This window comes from Acinetobacter sp. B-6, assembly GCF_056930735.1.
Genome location: NZ_JBXPBY010000004.1, coordinates 79,989 through 96,928 on the forward strand (window position 1 = coordinate 79,989; position 16,940 = coordinate 96,928).

The following is a 16,940-nucleotide window of genomic DNA, read 5'->3' on the forward strand; positions in this document are numbered from 1 at the left end:
AAATGATCGACTCAGAAGGTTTCCGACCCAACGTCGGGATCATTTTGGCAAATGATATTGGACAAGTTTTATGGGCAAAGCGCATTGGGCACAATGCATGGCAATTTCCTCAAGGAGGTATCCAATTTGGAGAAACTCCTGAGCAAGCTCTTTTTAGAGAACTACGTGAAGAAGTTGGGCTCTTACCCGAGCACGTCCAAATAATTGCCCAGACAGATGACTGGTTGCATTATCGTTTGCCACTTCGATACATTCGTTCGGACTCCGATCCGATTTGTATTGGACAAAAGCAAAAATGGTTTTTACTCAAACTCACAGCTTCAACGAAACATATTCAGTTGAATCTCTCTGATCCGCCCGAGTTTGATCAATGGCAATGGGTCAGTTATTGGTATCCACTTGGTCAAGTGGTTAATTTTAAACGAGATGTTTATCGTAAAGCGATGATGGAGTTATGTATGCAAATGCCACACTACACCCCTGAAATTTCTTCAAAAATATGAATGATTTTTCAAAGTAGTGCTGTTATAAATAATACTGATGAAAACGCTTTAAAACATAGCTTAGATTAGGAGCATACACCTATGTCGAACATGCAACTGGACACCTTAAGACGCATTGTACAAGAGATCAATGCATCGGTCAGTTTGCATGAATCTTTAGAAATCATGGTCAATCAAGTTTCTGAAGCAATGCATGTAGATGTATGCTCGATTTATCTGTTAGATGAACGTAATCAACGCTATGTACTCATGGCAACCAAAGGTTTAAATCAGGAGTCTGTTGGCAATGTTTCCCTACAATTAGGTGAAGGTCTCGTTGGCTTAGTCGGTCAACGTGAAGAAATTGTCAATTTAGACAATGCATTTAAGCATGAACGGTTCGCCTATTTCCCTGAAACGGGAGAAGAAATTTATAATTCGTTCCTTGGCGTACCTGTCATGTATCGCCGCAAAGTAATGGGCGTAATGGTGGTTCAAAATACTGAACCTCAAGACTTTAGTGAAGCAGCGGAATCTTTTTTAGTGACTTTGTGTGCGCAGCTATCAGGCGTTATTGCACATGCTCATGCTGTTGGAAATATTGACGTATTCCGCAAGCCAAGTAACTCCTCTAATTATAAAACGTTCCAAGGTTCATCGGGTGCAGGAGGAATTGCTCTAGGTCGTGCCATTATTCTTTATCCTCCCGCGGACCTTGCGGCTGTTCCAGATCGTGATGCCGATGATATTAGTGAAGAACTCAAGCTTTTAGATCATGCGATTGCTTCTGTACGTGAAGAAATTCAATCACTTGATGACAAAATGCAAGACTCACTTATGGCTGAAGAACGAGCGTTGTTTAGTGTGTTTTTACGCATGCTAGATGAAAATGCTTTGCCTACTGAAATCAAAGAAATTATTCGAGATGGCAGTTGGGCGCAAGGTGCTGTAAAGCATGTGATTGACCGTCACGTTGCTCTCTTTGCTCAAATGGAAGATGATTATTTACGAGAACGTGTTTCTGATCTCAAAGATTTAGGACGGCGAATTTTAGCAGCCTTACAAGAAGGTGATACCAGTCATAAGGAAATCACCTCTGAAAGTATTCTGATCGGAGATGAGATTAGCACTGCTGCATTAGTTGAGCTTCCTGTCGATAAGATTGCAGCAATCGTCACCTCTGAAGGTGCAGCTAACTCACATATGGTGATTGTCGCCCGTGCACTCGGTATTCCAACTGTAGTGGGTGTCACTGAATTGCCCGTCAATACCCTTGATGATGTTGAAATGATCGTGGATGCATATCAAGGACGTGTTTTTGTTAACCCACCACGCCGTCTACGTACACGATATAAAGAAATTCAAAAAGAAGAAGAACAAATTGCCAAAGATTTAAAGCAATACGAAACCAAAGATGCCATCACGCCTGATGGCGTTGCTGTAAAGCTTTATGTCAATACAGGCTTGATGATTGATGTAGTTCGTGGTGTTCAACGTGGCGCCAAAGGTGTAGGACTCTATCGTTCTGAAATTCCGTTTATGTTACGCGAGCGCTTTCCTGGCGAAGAAGAACAACGTGCTATTTATCGTCAACAGTTGAGCCATTTTGCCAATAAACCTGTGGTAATGCGTACCTTGGATATTGGCGCTGACAAAGACTTACCTTACTTCCAAATTGAAGAAGAAAACTCAGCTTTAGGTTGGCGAGGCATTCGTTTTACCCTTGACCACCCTGAAATTTTTTCTTCGCAAATTCGTGCCATGCTTAAAGCCAGCATTGGCTTGAATAATCTTCATATTTTACTGCCGATGGTAACCAGTGTCAGTGAAGTCGAGGAAGCCCTCTATTTACTAGAGCGAGACTGGATTGCAGTTCAAGAAGAAGAACAGGTTAAAATTACCAAACCTAAAATTGGTATCATGGTTGAAGTACCAAGTGTACTTTTACAAATTGGTGAATTTGCAGAATTGGTTGATTTCTTCTCGGTGGGTTCAAACGATTTAATCCAATATCTGCTGGCTGTCGATCGTAATAATCCACGTGTTTCAAGTGTTTACTCACACTTTCACCCGTCCATCTTGCGTGCTTTAACACGTTTGGTTCAAGAGTGTCATAAATACGATAAACCAATCAGTATCTGTGGAGAAATGGCGGGAGATCCATTGTCTGCAATTCTGCTGATGGCAATGGGTTTCAATACTTTATCGATGAGTTCAAGCAATATCTTACGTGTGCGTAAGGCGATTTGTCACGTTTCAATGAGTGATGCAGAAAAGCTACTTGAAGAAGTTGTGGCAATGAATAACCCATTGATGGTGAAAAGCTGGATGGAGTATTACTTTAAACATCATGGTCTAGCTGACATGGTAAAATCAAATCGTTTAGTGAATATTTAATTCTTATTTTTCTTAAGATTAAGCAAAAATCGTAGTCCACAAAAAAGGTCGATAATCATCAGAATATCGACCTTTTTTGTGTTTATCATAACCGCGTTTTGCATTCTTTTTACGATCTACAAACACTTGACTCTTGTTGACTTCGTGCATGTGTTTTGCCACAAAGTTGTGAATCACAACCTCAGGCATGACTTTTTTCTTTGCCATTTTATTTACCTATTTTATGATTTACCACCTCATGAGTGGGACTGTGATATTACGCTTTTTTGTGCAGAATACAAGTATTTAAATTAATCAGCTTTGTCACTATTTAATGCCTAATCCTTGTATATATTATATTGAGACAATCTTTTAGATTGATCTTAAATTGATTATATTCACCAGCCGATATCTTTTGAATTCAATTAAAGTTTTACAAATCAAATTAAAAATCACGTATAAATTTTAAACACCGTTCTCTATAGTATGCACATAAATTTGAATATAAACATGCTCAATACAACATAGGGTCATAAGTTAAAATTGGAGAATAATGTGTTCAATCAAAAAAAATTATCAAGTGTTCTACTCTTGTTGGTGCTTCCAACCTTCGGCTTAATGGGATGTAGTAAACCTGAGAAAGCTGAAGTCATTACAACCGAATCAAGTGCAAGTTCTGTTGCCTCAGAAACAGTAAAAACCGAATCTATTCAAAACACTTTTGATCTTTCACAGATTCCAATTTCAAATATTACGCTCGGTCAATTCCCCTATATTTCCTTGCCGAATGGCTATCAGTTTCATGACGCAATCAAAGTAAATTTTGAGAAAATACCGTTTTGGACAGGTCAACATATTCAAAACATTGAAGGGCAATTATATAGCGCAGCTATTCAACAAAATGAGGATTACAAAGAAGGTAGCTTCTTAGAGTTACAACGTAATTTGGAAAATGTAATTCAACAGTTGGGGGGCAAGCAAATTACAATGAGTAAAATTCCTCAACAAGCGTTAGACAAGCTTCCACAAAAGTTCCAAGTAGATTATGTTGCTGGTTTAGGAGATGTTTTTAATAACCCAACTCAGACCTTTGTAGTTCGTCAAGCGAATAAGAATATCTGGTTTCAACTTACTCAAACAGGAAATGGAAATGCAGGCTTATTGGTTGCTGAAACAAAACCTGTTGAAATTACATCAAAAGTATTAAATTCAGATCAATTAAAGACTACTTTAGACAAAGAAAATAAGGTCAATATCGAGGTCAACTTCGCCACAGATCAAGCCAATATTTTGCCTGAATCTCAGACTCAAATAGAACAAGTCATTCAATTGTTAAAAAATAATCCTGAACTCAAATTAACTATTAATGGTCATACCGATGGTTCAGGTGATGCAAAACACAATCAAGCCCTTTCAGAACAGCGTGCAAATGCTGTTGTTAAAGCACTCACCGATAATACTGGGATTCAACAAAATCGATTAACTGCAAAAGGTTTTGGTGATACTCAACCGGTTGCAGAAAACTCAACAGAAAATGGTAAAGCTTTAAATCGCCGGGTTGAACTGATTAAGTCTCATTAATTTTTCTGATGAAATATTGAATTTCTTAAATTAACAAAACCCATTTTAAATCAATGGGTTTTGTTTAAGATCTATTTCTTGCATATGCAACACACTGAGCAAAACGCTACCTAAAATAACCAAGTAAATGGTCAAATGATGTTCTAAAACGATAAATCATCCACTTATAACCTGCGATTGATTTGCTATTTTACAAATCTTTTTTGATTCAAAAATAAAAGTTTTAGTAACAATCACTTATCAACACAAAAGGAAGATGAATTACAAAAAAAATCAATAAAACACAGAATATTAAATATTTTCAATAATATAAATTTGCTGAATCTAAAAAATGCATATATATTGTATATACATTTTTGATTATCACCTTTGGGGATATACGTCATGGCTGAATTACCCAAAAAGACAAAGGTGAATAAAAAAGATGGGCAACTCTTAATTCGCATTAACAGTGCTGAGCGTGATCAGTTTTTACAACTCTGTGAAACGATGGACACCAGCGCAGCACGTGAGTTAAGAAAATTTATCCGTAGTTTTATCAAAAAACATCAGCCAACGGATACTCAAACTAAGGAGTAACATGATGTCTAAGCAAGTTAAATCTTTAAAGCAGAAAATCAAAGCACGTTTGGAAAAAATCTCCAAACACGAAGGTAAATTAAAAAAGCTCAAGAAAAAGCTTAAAAAACAGAAGTAATTCCGATAACCTATTTTAAGTTTGAACTTTGATAAAAGTCGCTTAAAAAGAAGGGCATTATGTAAATAATGCCCTTTTTACACGGCTAAAGAAATTAGGCAAAAGCTCTACCTAATAATCTTTCTACATCTACCGATTTGGCATCCAGCATTCCAACCACCCTTCCATAAAACGCACTATAACGTGTTGCAATAAAAGCATCCGCAACAAAATCGGGTGCATATTGTTTCAGCAAAATAGCCTGTGCCAAAATAACTAATCGGCTAACTAAGCTACGTGCCATAAATTGCAATTCATCTGCTTGTAAGCCATTAAATAATTTAAATAAAGCTTGTAATTCATTTTGTAGAATTGAATCTTGAGATGCGACTTGTGCCAATGATTTAAATAAGACTTCAATTGAATCGCGGTCACGTTGAATGGCACGTAATACATCCAAGCACATCACATTACCAGAGCCTTCCCAAATCGTATTCACTGGCGCTTCTTTAAAAATACGCGCCATAATTCCTGTATCAACATAACCATTACCACCAAAAACCTCCATCATTTCGCCAGTCAATTCAACAGTACGTTTACATATCCAGAACTTTGCGGCTGGGGTCATGATCCGTTTCCACGCCAGTGATAACTCATCTGTATTTTCATAGCAATGCGCTAAATGAAAGCTCAATTGCATGGCTGCTTCCGTTTCCAAGGCTAAATCGGCTAACACCGCTTGCATCAAAGGGTGTTCTGCCAAATGTTTACCAAAAGCTTTTCGTTGACGCGTATAGGCAATGCACTGCACCAAGGCTTGTCTTAACATCGCACTTGAGCCTACAGAACAAGTCAAGCGCGTATAATTTGCCATTTCAATAATCGTGGGAATGCCCCGTCCCGCTTCTCCGATCATGATGCCCCAAGCATTTTTAAATTCGACTTCTGAACTTGAGTTACTACGATTACCCACTTTATCTTTTAAACGTTGCACATGGATATTGTTTTTCGTGCCATCTTCCAACCAACGAGGAACAAAGAAACACGCCAAACCATCTTGTTCAGTTTTCGCAACAACTAAATGTGCATCACACATGGGAGCTGAGAAAAACCATTTGTGTCCTGTCAGTAGATAAGCCTGTCCACGACCTGATTCGGCAACAGGTACTGCGATGGTTTGATTGGCTCGAACATCTGAACCACCTTGTTTCTCCGTCATCCCCATACCTAACCAAATTGACTTTTTTTGAGCAATTGGCAAATCTCGTTCATCATATTCAGTAGATAATAGTTTTTCACCCACTTTTGCCCATAATTCAGGTTCATTTTGAATGAGTGGAATACTGCCTAAAGTCATCGAATTTGGACATAAATTGCCACACTCAACTTGCCCACTCAGAAAGAAACGTGCTGCCCAATCCACCCATTTGGTACTCGATTGTGGATGATTAAATGGATAAGCATGGGTATTAAATTGACGATTGAGCTTCATCCATTGGTGCCATGCTGGATGAAATTCTAAGAAATCTTTACGACGACCACGAGCATCAAAAGCATGTAATTCAGGGGTATGGCGATTGGCTAAATCGGCATATTGATAATATTCTGTGGAACCCACAATCTGCGCGAGTTGACTGAGGTTTTGCTGATCTGTACTGCCATAACGTTGCAATATTTCCTGCAACACCTGATCTGTTTCAAATAGATTGTAAGCTTGTAACTCGTCAAACTGGTTACTGATTTCATGGGTTTGCCAATTTTGTAGCGTGTTCATCCTGAAAATCCTATCTTGTTGTTTTAACCAATTACATTCAGTATAGAAGAAAATACCTTCAAGGATGTTCGGATTATTTTTATGGCTTTACCTGCAATCAATGTACGTCGTAAACCTCGCCAATCAAGGGCTCGTATCACGCAAGAAGCGTTGATTGAAAGCTTTGTTCGGCTTTTACATGAACATCCTGCTCATAAAATTACCATTCGAGAAATTACCGATATTGCTGGTGTTGGTTTAGGTACCTTTTATGAGTATTTTTCTAAAAAGGAAGATTTGATAGCGTTAACCATCTATCAACATGTTAAAAACAATGCTGAAACTCTTAAAAGTTATGCACAAAGCAGATATGACTTATCCACAGATTTGAGTTTTACTGACTATTTAGCGCAAATTATTCATTTTCAAATTGAGCAAATCCAATCTCAACAGTTTTTATGGGCGCAGTCTTTTCTCTTAGAACGGCAGATTTCAAGTATAGAAACTTATCAAAAAAGTTATGCCATGATGGTACAGATGTGGCAAAACATACTGAAACCTTTTATTGTGGATAATGAACAACTCGAACAGATCAGTCTAAACGTACAACGGATTTGCTATGGTTTTGTCTCTCAGACATTGTTGATTGAACCTGAGTTTAAAGATTGGAAAGTTTTAGAAAATGAAATCCTTCAGCAACTCAGCGTAATTTCAGATAAGGGGTGATCGCTGAGTTAAAAAGAAGAGGATAGTCGCATGACTCTTCATTTTTACCATTCAGTTTTCTTAGGCGAAATATCTTATATTTTATAGGAAATTCTACAGGATTATCTTAACTTTCAGATTTAAAGAAGAGACCACTATCCCATCTGAAGCTGTATTTTGATTTCAATATTGCAAAAATTTATTGAGTCACTCTTCCTAGCTTGTAAATGGGTATGCACAACCATTTAATCGTAAAAATAAATCAAATATAATATTTTTATCAATTTTACAAATAACAAAGTTCGACTTAAAGTGTAATTGTCTCTTTTAAAAAGCACACAACGCTTCGTATAGAAGCTGTGTATTTAAAGCAGATATCCAGCACTGTCCTGTGCCTTAAATTAAAAGATTAATCATTTAATTTAAGGACAAATAGATTTAACAATTGTTCACTATATTGGTTTTTGAAATACAGTTAATGTCATGTAATAGCGAATATTCTTTATCTATTCCATCTATTCAAAAATGAATACATGATTAATTAAAAATGGAGAAATAGAATGAGCCAAGACTCAAAAAAATGCCCTGTCACCCACCTAACAACTGCTTTTGGTGCACCTGTTGTAGACAACCAAAATAGTTTAACGGCAGGCGCACGAGGTCCTCTGCTTGCACAAGATTTATGGTTAAATGAAAAGCTCGCTAACTTTGTACGTGAGGTAATTCCAGAGCGTCGCATGCATGCCAAGGGTTCTGGTGCTTTTGGTACATTTACTGTCACTCATGACATCACACAGTACACACGCGCTAAAATCTTTTCACACATTGGTAAGAAAACAGAAATGTTCGCTCGTTTCACAACAGTCGCAGGTGAACGTGGTGCAGCAGATGCAGAACGAGATATTCGTGGTTTCGCATTAAAATTCTATACTGAAGAAGGTAACTGGGACCTTGTCGGAAACAATACCCCTGTATTTTTCATGCGTGACCCACGTAAATTCCCAGACTTAAATAAAGCCGTAAAACGTGATCCTAAAACCAATCTACGTAGTGCAACCAATAACTGGGATTTCTGGACATTATTACCAGAAGCGTTGCATCAAGTTACGATTGTAATGTCTGATCGCGGTATCCCGAAAAGCTTCCGTCATATGCATGGTTTCGGTAGCCATACTTATAGCTTCATCAATGCAAACAACGAACGTTTTTGGGTGAAATTTCATTTCCGTACACAACAAGGCATTGAAAATTTAACTGATGCCGAAGCTGAAGCAGTCGTAGCAAAAGACCGCGAAAGTAACCAGCGTGATCTATTCGATTCAATTGAAAATGGCAACTTTCCAAAGTGGAAACTTCAAGTTCAAATCATGCCAGAAACTGATGCAGAAAAAGTTCCTTATCATCCATTTGACCTCACCAAAGTTTGGCCACATGCAGATTATCCATTGATTGATGTTGGTGAATTTGAGCTGAATAAAAATCCTGAAAACTTCTTTTTGGATGTTGAACAGTCAGCGTTTGCACCAAGTAATTTAGTGCCAGGAATCAGCGTCTCACCTGACCGCATGCTACAAGCACGACTTTTTAACTATGCAGATGCGCAACGTTACCGTCTTGGTGTGAACTATCAACAGATCCCGGTCAATGCTGCACGTTGCCCTGTCCACTCCAATCATCGCGATGGTCAAGGTCGTGTAGATGCCAACTATGGTGGCTTACCGCACTATGAACCGAATAGTTTTGGTCAATGGCAAGAACAGGCTGAGTTTAAAGAACCTCCATTAAAAATCAGTGGTGATGCCGATTATTGGGATTTCCGTCAGGATGATGCAGACTATTTTAGCCAACCGCGTGCCTTGTTCAACTTAATGAATGATACACAGAAACAAGCTTTATTTGACAATACGGCGGGTGCAATGGGCGATGCCTTAGACTTCATCAAGTATCGTCATATCCGTAACTGCTATGCATGTGATCCTGCATATGGCGAAGGTGTTGCAAAAGCATTAGGACTCAGCGTTGCCGATGCGCAAGCTGCTCGAGACAGTGATCCTGCAAAAGGTCATCCTGGTTTTCTATAATTGATAGAAACATGAAAAACCACCTTCGGGTGGTTTTTTATTGTCTATAAATCAACTATATTGAAAAAAAGCTCCCATCTAGAGTGCAAACATGCAACAGAAAATTGAAGAGATCATTCAACAATATGACATTATCTTATTCGATGAAATTTGTGTGTTATGCAATGCTTGGGCAAAGTTTTTAATCCAGCATGATACTCAAGCAAGATTTAAGTTGGCTTCCGTTCAATCTCCACTGGGTCAATCCATTTTAAACTACTATCAAATGCCCACTGAACACTTTGACACCATGTTGGTGATTAAAAATGGACAAGCAAGCCGTGAATCTACAGCATTTTTAAAAGTCATTGAAGAACTAGGCTTTCCTTTTTCTGGATTAAAAATTGGTTATTTAATTCCAAAGTTTATCCGAAACTTTGTGTATCGCCGAATCGCTTTAAATCGCTATCGCCTATTTGGTACCACAGATCAATGCCTATTCATTTCTTCACATCATCAACACCATTTTTTGGAACATGTTGTTTATGAATCCACTTCAAGCAATTAGCCATGCCTTATTGAGTATCCAAATCACTTTAGCTGTATTATGGATTTATCAAGGCTTGGTGCCTAAAGTCATATATAAGGTCATTGAAGAACAGCAGTTTTGGGAATTTACAGGGATTCAATTCCTGAGCATTCCAAGCTTAATCCAACTCTCTGGCGTTGGAGAAATCATATTTGGCATATTGTTTTTAATTTTTAGACAATCAAAGGTACTACATTATTTAAATATCATGGCAATGCTGTTCTTTATCGTCGTGGTTGCAGTTGTTTATCCACACTATTTTGTTCAGGGTTTTAATCCCTTTATCATGAATACAGCTATGGCTGCACTGTCGATTGTTGCATTACAGCTTTTGGACACTGCTAAACATTCGTAAATTTACATACGGGCATTGTTGCCAAACTGTTCTTTCCATCCCTGAGTTTCACGAGCAATTTGTTTCGCCAATCTGCTTTTTACTTCTTTAATTAGCAAAGCCCGTTCCTGTCCATGAACAAAACGCCCTTTATATTGGGTTTGCATAGTTTGAACATAATCATTCAATATACGTTGCTGTTGCTTGGTTTTTGGTGGGTGATGTAGAAATTGCAGATAGCCTTCGTCAGGATTTATCTTTAATGGATCATCCATGACATCTTCAACGTAAAGTAACGCACTTACTAGTTTAACATTTCCCTTTGCATCTACAGTATAAGTTTGTTTACGGACGCCATAGGGATAACTCCATATCCCCTGTCGATCCGCGGCAGCCCAGTAACTATAAAAAATAATCTGATTATCTTTGACTGCATAATCACCTACTTCGATTTGAGTGATACTACAGTCGCCAGATGTTGCATATAGGGTATGCGTTAAAAGTTTTTTGCCATGCCGATAAAGTTCAATATCATTGCTTATAAAGCCGACATCATCTTGATTTGAGGCACTTTTTAACTCAAAAACAGTTTGATTAATTTTTAGATTTTGATTCTCTGCAAAAGCAGTGCTAGATAATGCTAGTGATAGCAGGAAACATTGAATTGTATTCATTGTTCAGCTCCCTCTTTTTTTAATCAGGCATAAATATTTTGTTCTAATTAAGTTCATCCATTTTAATTTATAAACATAACTTTTCTAAAACTGGAAGCAATTCACCTGCCTGATCAAAAGGTTGTGTTTGACGATAATGCTCTACTCTTTTGACCCGTTTATAATCCTGATCATCTCGACTCTTAAATTGTTCCAGTCGAGTAAATGTCCGATCTTTACATAATAGTTGATAATAATTAATTGTATATTGTTTTTTCGGATTTACACTTTTCACCCAAGCTTGGATAAGTTGATTACCATCAGATATGGTGGTGATACTTTCAAAAAATTGGGTATCTGCATGCTGGTGAATTAATTTCCATTCATCCCCTGTGTCTAAATCGTATTTTTCATGAAGAGGCTTAATCCGTTCAGAATCATCAGATGATGAACTCTCAGATGTTGCCATCGTCAACTGTTCTGCAACAGCACACAGCTCATCTGAAACACAATCTGTTGCATCAGTTGCTGCAACTGTTACAGGTTTTGCCACAACCGAAGTGAATGTCAAACTCAACAACAGTGTACTTAAAGCTATTTTTATCATTTTTATCTCAACCATTAATATAAGTTAGACCACCAATTTACGTCCTTCACGAATGCAATAGAATGGATTCACCATTTTCGATGAATTCTTCATGGCCTTTTGTAAATCAAGTTCAGGCTGATCACGATTTTCATCAGTCAATTGGAAAGTACGGTAATGTATCGCCAAAGAGCGTTTAGCTTGTAAATCTAAATGTGCCTGAAATGCATCTTGTGGATTCATGTGCATATATTTCATCAACGCGCGCGGTTCATATGCACCAATAGGCAATAGTGCAATACGTGGTGCACCTAAACGCTTTTGAATTTCTTTAAAATGTGGTCCATAGCCTGTATCGCCTGCAAAAAAGAAATGACCATGCTCAGACACGACCGAGAATCCACCCCACAAGGCAATATTTTGATCACGTAAACCACGACCAGAACCATGTTGTGCTGGGGTATAAACGATTTTTAAGTTTTTAAAAAGTGCAGATTGCCACCAATCCATTTCAATCACATGAAATTCTTTAGGTAAATAACTGGCATTGCCTAAACCCGTGTAGATCGGCATCGCAAATTTGTTATGCAACCATCTCAATGTTGCTAAGTCCATATGGTCATAGTGATTATGACTCAATAAAACAGCATGAATTTCTGGAAGTTGTTCTAAAGCAATTCCTGCTGGAATAACGCGTTTTGGACCACGACCATGTTTTGGACTGACATAATCTGCCCAAACAGGATCAGTTAAGAAATTATAAGGACCTATTTGTACCAACACTGTGGCATGACTCACAAACCAGACTTGCCAATCGTGATCATCGACTTCTTGGCGATTTTGCGGAAGTAGCCGCTTAGTTGCATAAAACTCTGCTGCTTCTTTTTGAGTGTCTACATTCCAAGTATAGGATTTACGTGTTCCCAGCCACTTCATAAGATCCCAACGGCTACGACCTTGTGGTTTACGTACTTCATTAAAGAAACGTTCGCCATTGTGTTGCTTAGAACCAATTACACTAAATACAGGTTTATACCAGGTGTGTGACAAACAATTTTCAGTATCAATTCGATAATGCAATTGCTGTATATGCTCAGATTGAATTGTCTTTTCTTGCATTGTATGGTCTTGTACCGTTTTATCATCCAAACGGACGATTGGCTCTTGTTTCGACATGATTACTCTAAACGCCCTTTCATTCTTTCAAGCCAAACTTGCTGTGTTTGTGGCTTGACAAATAATGCCACGATTTCGGGATGAATACTTTTAATCTTTACTTCAATTCGGTTGACACAGGCTTCTATCTCATCAGAAGTTAAACCATCTTTAAACTCTAAGCTTAATGATGCAATCACCTGATGAGCACCCATTTGTTCAGTCAATACACCATTTGCTGAATATACGGCAGGATCTTCCTGAGCAACCTCTAATACATTATGACGCAGTTTTGGATCAGCAGTTTCACCCATCAGTAGTCCTTTCGTCTCTCTGGCTAAAAGTAAAGCAGAGATTGCAAGAACCACACCGATCAATATTGAAGCAATACCATCCAATATAGGTAAATCAAACTGTTGTGCGCAGAATATACCAACAAAGGCAATGATCAAGCCGATCAATGCTGCAGAATCCTCAAAAAGCACTGTAAATGTCGTAGGATCTTTACTGCGGCGGAAACTTTCAAAATAGCCCATTTTCCCTTTCATTTTCTTAAAGCTTTTTAAGGCAATAAACCACGAAGTTCCTTCACACAGCATTGCAAATCCAAGTACAACATAATTCACCAAAGGTGATTCTATAACTTCTGGATGACGAATATGTTGAATACCCTGATAAATTGAAACCATTGCACCCAATGCAAAAACCAACAATGCAACAATAAATGCCCAAAAATACAACTCTCGACCATAGCCAAAAGGATGTTGATAATTTGCAGGTTGCTGAGATTTCTTTAAGCCATACAATAATAAAATTTCATTGAGTGTATCGACTACAGAATGAACAGCCTCACTCAACATAGCAGAACTATTGGTGATATAAGCGGCGATGAACTTTACCAAAGCAATTGCTAAATTGCCCAAAAGTGCTGCATATACAACAATTTTGTTGGAATCTGACATTTATTGTCCTGCTTTTTATCATCAAATACATCAATTTGATTTTTATACCTATCCTGCCTCATATTAACCAAACAACTTGTGATTTATTTTTATTTTTTGTTGCTTTTCACAATTGAGTGAATCTTTTTATGCAATCTGATTTAACCCCTATTCTAATGACTCATTCAAAGCACCACCCACAATTATTAGAAATTTGGGAGGCATCTGTACGTGCAACACATGATTTTTTAAATGAACAACATATTCTGCAAATTAAAGAATTAATCATTCAGCACCATTACTTTGACCATGTAAAATTGTTTCATGTGGAACGCGAACAGCAAATTGCAGGTTTTATGGGGCTAGCTTATAAAAAAATTGAAATGCTATTTGTAAACCCTATTTTTTTTGATCAAGGTATTGGCTCACTGTTGATTCAAAAAGCTTTTGAATTAGGTGCGGATGAAGTGGATGTCAATGAACAAAATACTCGCGCTTTAGAGTTTTATCTTAAACATAATTTTCAACAAATGGCGCGCTCTGAACTTGATGCGGAAGGTAATCCCTTTCCAATTTTGCATTTGAAACTGAAAAAGTAATCAAGACGATAAAGCCTGTATACCGTATGAGATAAATCTAGATCATCTCATACGGTAATAAGCTCAAAAAGTTGTAGTTAAAAGAATAATGATTAAATATTGAATTGCTGTTCATTAATATATTTTAAGAATTATTTAAAAGAGGATTTTCTATATTGAAATACCTATGGGTTTTAATAATCCATTTATTTTCTAAATACTATAACCATCTTCACCTGATCATTGTTTATCGATTATACTCTTGCAAAATCTTAATAAGACTTTTTTTGGATTATTCTTTGGACGAGTTATATGGAATTACGACACCTAAGATACTTCATTACTGTGGCTGAAGAGCTGAACTTCAGTAAAGCAGCATTGAGGCTTTATACTGCACAGCCCTCACTCAGCCAACAAATCAAAGATCTTGAAGAAGATGTCGGTGTCAAACTATTGCATCGAACCAAACGGAAAGTCGAACTGACAGAAGAAGGTGCTGTTTTTCTTGAGCAAGCACGTCTCACCTTGGCACAAGCAGATAAGGCTGTTGCCATGGCTCGACAAGTTTCTAAGGCAAAACAACAATTACTACGCATAGGTTTTGTACCTGTTGCTGAAATGAAAGTCTTCCCTTATGTGTTGCCCAATCTCAGAGTTCAAAACCCTGATTTAAAGATTGAGCTACTCAGCTTAGACAATCACGAACAAATACGTGCCATCAAAAAAGGTGATTTGGATATCAGCTTTACTCGGCATAATTTTCATAATGATACAATCGAAAGTAAATTTGTATTGCGTGAACCACTCATTTTTATTTTGCCTAAAGACCATCCACTGGCACAATACGAGCGTATTCCAGTAAAAGCACTCAATGGCGTTGATTTTGTGATTCCTGCGGAAGAGCCATCAGGTACATTACACAATTCTATTTTAGACTTTGCGAAGCAGCATCATATTGAATTTAATGTTGTGCAAAAAGTAGACAATATTTTATCTCATATCAATTCTGTGGGTATGGGGCTCGGTTGTAGTATTGTGCCTGGCTATATCGCTCCATTGGCAATGAGTAATACCATCATTCGTCCATTAGATGTTGAACTTCCTTATTTAGACTTATATGTCAGCTATAAGAAACTTACCCACGCTGTTGCAGTACAAAAATTTATGGCTTTACTGACAAAAACGTTCCATCTTGATATCAACCGTATAGACAGTTAAATGTTGCTATGGGATAAAATCATGCTGTATTTACATGATTCATCGCACAGAGTGCTTAAGACATTCTCATGCTCACAAACAGCGAAACTTATTCATCTTTGAAAGCAACAAATACACTTGAATAAGTTACTTTCAATCGCATATATTTCTCATTTTAGAGAAAAATATCCTCTAAAGTATTAGAATGGGGGATTACCGAAGCTTTTCACTTTCTTTAATCAAGAACGACAACATAAGTCTCATCATCTGATGCTATTTCAGTTAAGATATTTCTGAATAATCATAACAATGATAGTAAAGGCTGAATGATTGTGGCGATATCGACATTTCATCATATTCGTACAGGGATTCAATCTCGTCCCTATTTTTTTATTACTTTTCTTATCACTTTTGTGGTTTATGCTGTATTGGGGCTAAGTACAGATTTGGCATGGTCAACCAAATTGTTATTCGGTTGGAATATCGCAATCATGATCTATCTAGTACTGACCATGAAGACTTTATGGGCAACCCATCAAACCCACATTCTCAAGCGAGCCCAACAACAGGATGCCAGTAAGTGGATTATTTTACTTTTGGTCATCTTTGCTTTAGTGATGTGCTTCATTGCAATTGTGGTTGAACTCTCACATATGCCCAGCAATACAATGTTTAAATTTGGGCATTTGAGCTTGGCGATATTGACCATTATTTTCGCATGGTTATTTATGCATACTGTGTTTGCCATTCATTATGCACATGATTTTTATTTGGCTGTGGCAAAGCATCAAGATGGCGGATTGGATTTTCCCAAAACACCTGAACCAACCTATCCTGAATTTCTATATTTTAGTTATGTGATCGGTACTTCTGCACAAACCGCTGATGTATCCATTACTTCTCGCTCAATGCGTGTCTTAAATATTTTACATATCCTTTTGGCCTATGGGTTTAACACTACAATTTTGGCAATCTGTATTAATGTTGCGGCAGGTTTTATCTAAACACGGATATAGCCACGTGAGTTCAAATCATTGATATCGTAAAACTGTTACGCCACTCTCAACTTTTAATTAGGTTTTCCAACTGTAAAGGCGGATGACCTCATTGAAAATTTAAAATAACTGAAACTGAATGCGAAAGAATTTTTCGCATGACCCGATGAGTTAAATGCCATAAATCCCTAGCCCTCACATTTTGAATTCTAAATTACGTGAGTTCGACGCAACTATATCTTCAACTCATTGAAAAAAAATAAGTCTCTGCGGAGTCTT

General features: G+C 37.5%; 17 protein-coding genes and 1 pseudogene. 11 read left to right on the top strand and 7 right to left on the bottom strand.

Going from position 1 to position 16,940, the window contains the following annotated elements; genetic code table 11:
• Window positions 1-2 precede the first annotated feature (2 nt).
• Window positions 3-503, top strand: coding sequence for an RNA pyrophosphohydrolase (locus AC1Z3T_RS06445; protein WP_005035569.1), 501 nt, complete (start codon window positions 3-5; stop codon window positions 501-503).
• Between the two features lie 81 nt (window positions 504-584).
• Window positions 585-2,879 (top strand): phosphoenolpyruvate--protein phosphotransferase, encoded by a 2,295-nt coding sequence (ptsP, locus tag AC1Z3T_RS06450; protein ID WP_004826571.1) that lies wholly within the window; start codon window positions 585-587, stop codon window positions 2,877-2,879.
• Between the two features lie 18 nt (window positions 2,880-2,897).
• Here the strand turns inward: ptsP and AC1Z3T_RS06455 are convergent, their stop codons facing one another.
• On the bottom strand, window positions 2,898-3,086 hold the full coding sequence (locus AC1Z3T_RS06455) for a DUF7230 family protein (protein WP_004826569.1): 189 nt from the start codon (window positions 3,084-3,086) through the stop codon (window positions 2,898-2,900).
• A gap of 327 nt (window positions 3,087-3,413) precedes the next feature.
• Here AC1Z3T_RS06455 and AC1Z3T_RS06460 point away from each other — a divergent pair, with 327 nt between their 5' ends.
• Entirely contained in the window at window positions 3,414-4,439 is a 1,026-nt protein-coding gene (locus tag AC1Z3T_RS06460) for an OmpA family protein (RefSeq protein WP_100886027.1), read from the top strand.
• Between the two features lie 384 nt (window positions 4,440-4,823).
• Window positions 4,824-5,018, top strand: coding sequence for a hypothetical protein (locus AC1Z3T_RS06465; RefSeq protein ID WP_004718119.1), 195 nt, complete (start codon window positions 4,824-4,826; stop codon window positions 5,016-5,018).
• A 212-nt stretch (window positions 5,019-5,230) separates the two neighbouring features.
• Here AC1Z3T_RS06465 and AC1Z3T_RS06470 read toward each other — a convergent pair whose 3' ends face one another.
• Window positions 5,231-6,889, bottom strand: a complete 1,659-nt coding sequence (locus AC1Z3T_RS06470; RefSeq protein WP_100886028.1) for an acyl-CoA dehydrogenase family protein — start codon at window positions 6,887-6,889, stop codon at window positions 5,231-5,233.
• 81 nt (window positions 6,890-6,970) lie between these two features.
• Here AC1Z3T_RS06470 and AC1Z3T_RS06475 point away from each other — a divergent pair, with 81 nt between their 5' ends.
• The 4 genes from AC1Z3T_RS06475 to AC1Z3T_RS06490 all read left to right on the top strand — a co-directional run bounded on the left by AC1Z3T_RS06475 (window position 6,971) and on the right by AC1Z3T_RS06490 (window position 10,577).
• Entirely contained in the window at window positions 6,971-7,594 is a 624-nt protein-coding gene (locus AC1Z3T_RS06475) for a TetR/AcrR family transcriptional regulator (RefSeq protein ID WP_100886029.1), read from the top strand.
• Window positions 7,595-8,133: 539 nt separating this feature from the next.
• Entirely contained in the window at window positions 8,134-9,654 is a 1,521-nt protein-coding gene (locus AC1Z3T_RS06480) for a catalase (RefSeq protein ID WP_004826559.1), read from the top strand.
• Window positions 9,655-9,745: 91 nt separating this feature from the next.
• Complete coding sequence (locus tag AC1Z3T_RS06485; protein WP_100886030.1) at window positions 9,746-10,201, top strand: thiol-disulfide oxidoreductase DCC family protein; 456 nt, start codon at window positions 9,746-9,748, stop codon at window positions 10,199-10,201.
• Complete coding sequence (locus tag AC1Z3T_RS06490; protein WP_004826555.1) at window positions 10,179-10,577, top strand: DoxX-like family protein; 399 nt, start codon at window positions 10,179-10,181, stop codon at window positions 10,575-10,577. Before AC1Z3T_RS06485 ends, AC1Z3T_RS06490 begins: the two co-directional genes overlap by 23 nt.
• A gap of 2 nt (window positions 10,578-10,579) precedes the next feature.
• Here AC1Z3T_RS06490 and AC1Z3T_RS06495 read toward each other — a convergent pair whose 3' ends face one another.
• From AC1Z3T_RS06495 to AC1Z3T_RS06510, 4 genes are all read right to left on the bottom strand, one after another.
• The gene (locus tag AC1Z3T_RS06495; RefSeq protein WP_004826553.1) at window positions 10,580-11,230 is read right to left on the bottom strand and encodes a hypothetical protein; all 651 of its coding nucleotides are present in this window, start codon (window positions 11,228-11,230) and stop codon (window positions 10,580-10,582) included.
• A gap of 67 nt (window positions 11,231-11,297) precedes the next feature.
• A complete protein-coding gene (locus AC1Z3T_RS06500) occupies window positions 11,298-11,816 on the bottom strand; it encodes a hypothetical protein (protein ID WP_009586173.1) in 519 nt (172 codons plus the stop codon).
• 24 nt (window positions 11,817-11,840) lie between these two features.
• Window positions 11,841-12,971: an MBL fold metallo-hydrolase gene (locus AC1Z3T_RS06505; protein ID WP_004826549.1), complete on the bottom strand. Its 1,131-nt coding sequence runs from the start codon at window positions 12,969-12,971 to the stop codon at window positions 11,841-11,843.
• Window positions 12,972-12,973: 2 nt separating this feature from the next.
• Window positions 12,974-13,912, bottom strand: a complete 939-nt coding sequence (locus AC1Z3T_RS06510) for a cation diffusion facilitator family transporter (protein ID WP_004826547.1) — start codon at window positions 13,910-13,912, stop codon at window positions 12,974-12,976.
• 128 nt (window positions 13,913-14,040) lie between these two features.
• On the opposite strand from AC1Z3T_RS06510, the gene AC1Z3T_RS06515 reads away from it, so the two are divergent.
• The 3 genes from AC1Z3T_RS06515 to AC1Z3T_RS06525 all read left to right on the top strand — a co-directional run bounded on the left by AC1Z3T_RS06515 (window position 14,041) and on the right by AC1Z3T_RS06525 (window position 16,670).
• Complete coding sequence (locus AC1Z3T_RS06515) at window positions 14,041-14,490, top strand: GNAT family N-acetyltransferase (protein WP_005035550.1); 450 nt, start codon at window positions 14,041-14,043, stop codon at window positions 14,488-14,490.
• A 291-nt stretch (window positions 14,491-14,781) separates the two neighbouring features.
• Complete coding sequence (hcaR, locus tag AC1Z3T_RS06520; protein WP_100886031.1) at window positions 14,782-15,687, top strand: DNA-binding transcriptional regulator HcaR; 906 nt, start codon at window positions 14,782-14,784, stop codon at window positions 15,685-15,687.
• A 305-nt stretch (window positions 15,688-15,992) separates the two neighbouring features.
• A complete protein-coding gene (locus tag AC1Z3T_RS06525; protein WP_100886032.1) occupies window positions 15,993-16,670 on the top strand; it encodes a DUF1345 domain-containing protein in 678 nt (225 codons plus the stop codon).
• Window positions 16,671-16,770: 100 nt separating this feature from the next.
• Here the strand turns inward: AC1Z3T_RS06525 and AC1Z3T_RS06530 are convergent.
• A pseudogene (locus tag AC1Z3T_RS06530) lies at window positions 16,771-16,875 on the bottom strand (IS982 family transposase); the annotation flags it as partial.
• Window positions 16,876-16,940 lie beyond the last annotated feature (65 nt).

Bases quoted from the DNA above. Each gene is read 5' to 3' on its own strand.
- AC1Z3T_RS06445 (WP_005035569.1), top strand. From the start codon at position 3: ATGATCGACTCAGAAGGTTTCCGACCCAACGTCGGGATCATTTTGGCA.
- ptsP (WP_004826571.1), top strand. From the start codon at position 585: ATGTCGAACATGCAACTGGACACCTTAAGACGCATTGTACAAGAGATC.
- AC1Z3T_RS06455 (WP_004826569.1), bottom strand. From the start codon at position 3,086: ATGGCAAAGAAAAAAGTCATGCCTGAGGTTGTGATTCACAACTTTGTG.
- AC1Z3T_RS06465 (WP_004718119.1), top strand. From the start codon at position 4,824: ATGGCTGAATTACCCAAAAAGACAAAGGTGAATAAAAAAGATGGGCAA.
- AC1Z3T_RS06470 (WP_100886028.1), bottom strand. From the start codon at position 6,889: ATGAACACGCTACAAAATTGGCAAACCCATGAAATCAGTAACCAGTTT.
- AC1Z3T_RS06475 (WP_100886029.1), top strand. From the start codon at position 6,971: ATGGCTTTACCTGCAATCAATGTACGTCGTAAACCTCGCCAATCAAGG.
- AC1Z3T_RS06480 (WP_004826559.1), top strand. From the start codon at position 8,134: ATGAGCCAAGACTCAAAAAAATGCCCTGTCACCCACCTAACAACTGCT.
- AC1Z3T_RS06485 (WP_100886030.1), top strand. From the start codon at position 9,746: ATGCAACAGAAAATTGAAGAGATCATTCAACAATATGACATTATCTTA.
- AC1Z3T_RS06490 (WP_004826555.1), top strand. From the start codon at position 10,179: ATGAATCCACTTCAAGCAATTAGCCATGCCTTATTGAGTATCCAAATC.
- AC1Z3T_RS06495 (WP_004826553.1), bottom strand. From the start codon at position 11,230: ATGAATACAATTCAATGTTTCCTGCTATCACTAGCATTATCTAGCACT.
- AC1Z3T_RS06500 (WP_009586173.1), bottom strand. From the start codon at position 11,816: ATGATAAAAATAGCTTTAAGTACACTGTTGTTGAGTTTGACATTCACT.
- AC1Z3T_RS06505 (WP_004826549.1), bottom strand. From the start codon at position 12,971: ATGTCGAAACAAGAGCCAATCGTCCGTTTGGATGATAAAACGGTACAA.
- AC1Z3T_RS06510 (WP_004826547.1), bottom strand. From the start codon at position 13,912: ATGTCAGATTCCAACAAAATTGTTGTATATGCAGCACTTTTGGGCAAT.
- AC1Z3T_RS06515 (WP_005035550.1), top strand. From the start codon at position 14,041: ATGCAATCTGATTTAACCCCTATTCTAATGACTCATTCAAAGCACCAC.
- hcaR (WP_100886031.1), top strand. From the start codon at position 14,782: ATGGAATTACGACACCTAAGATACTTCATTACTGTGGCTGAAGAGCTG.
- AC1Z3T_RS06525 (WP_100886032.1), top strand. From the start codon at position 15,993: ATGATTGTGGCGATATCGACATTTCATCATATTCGTACAGGGATTCAA.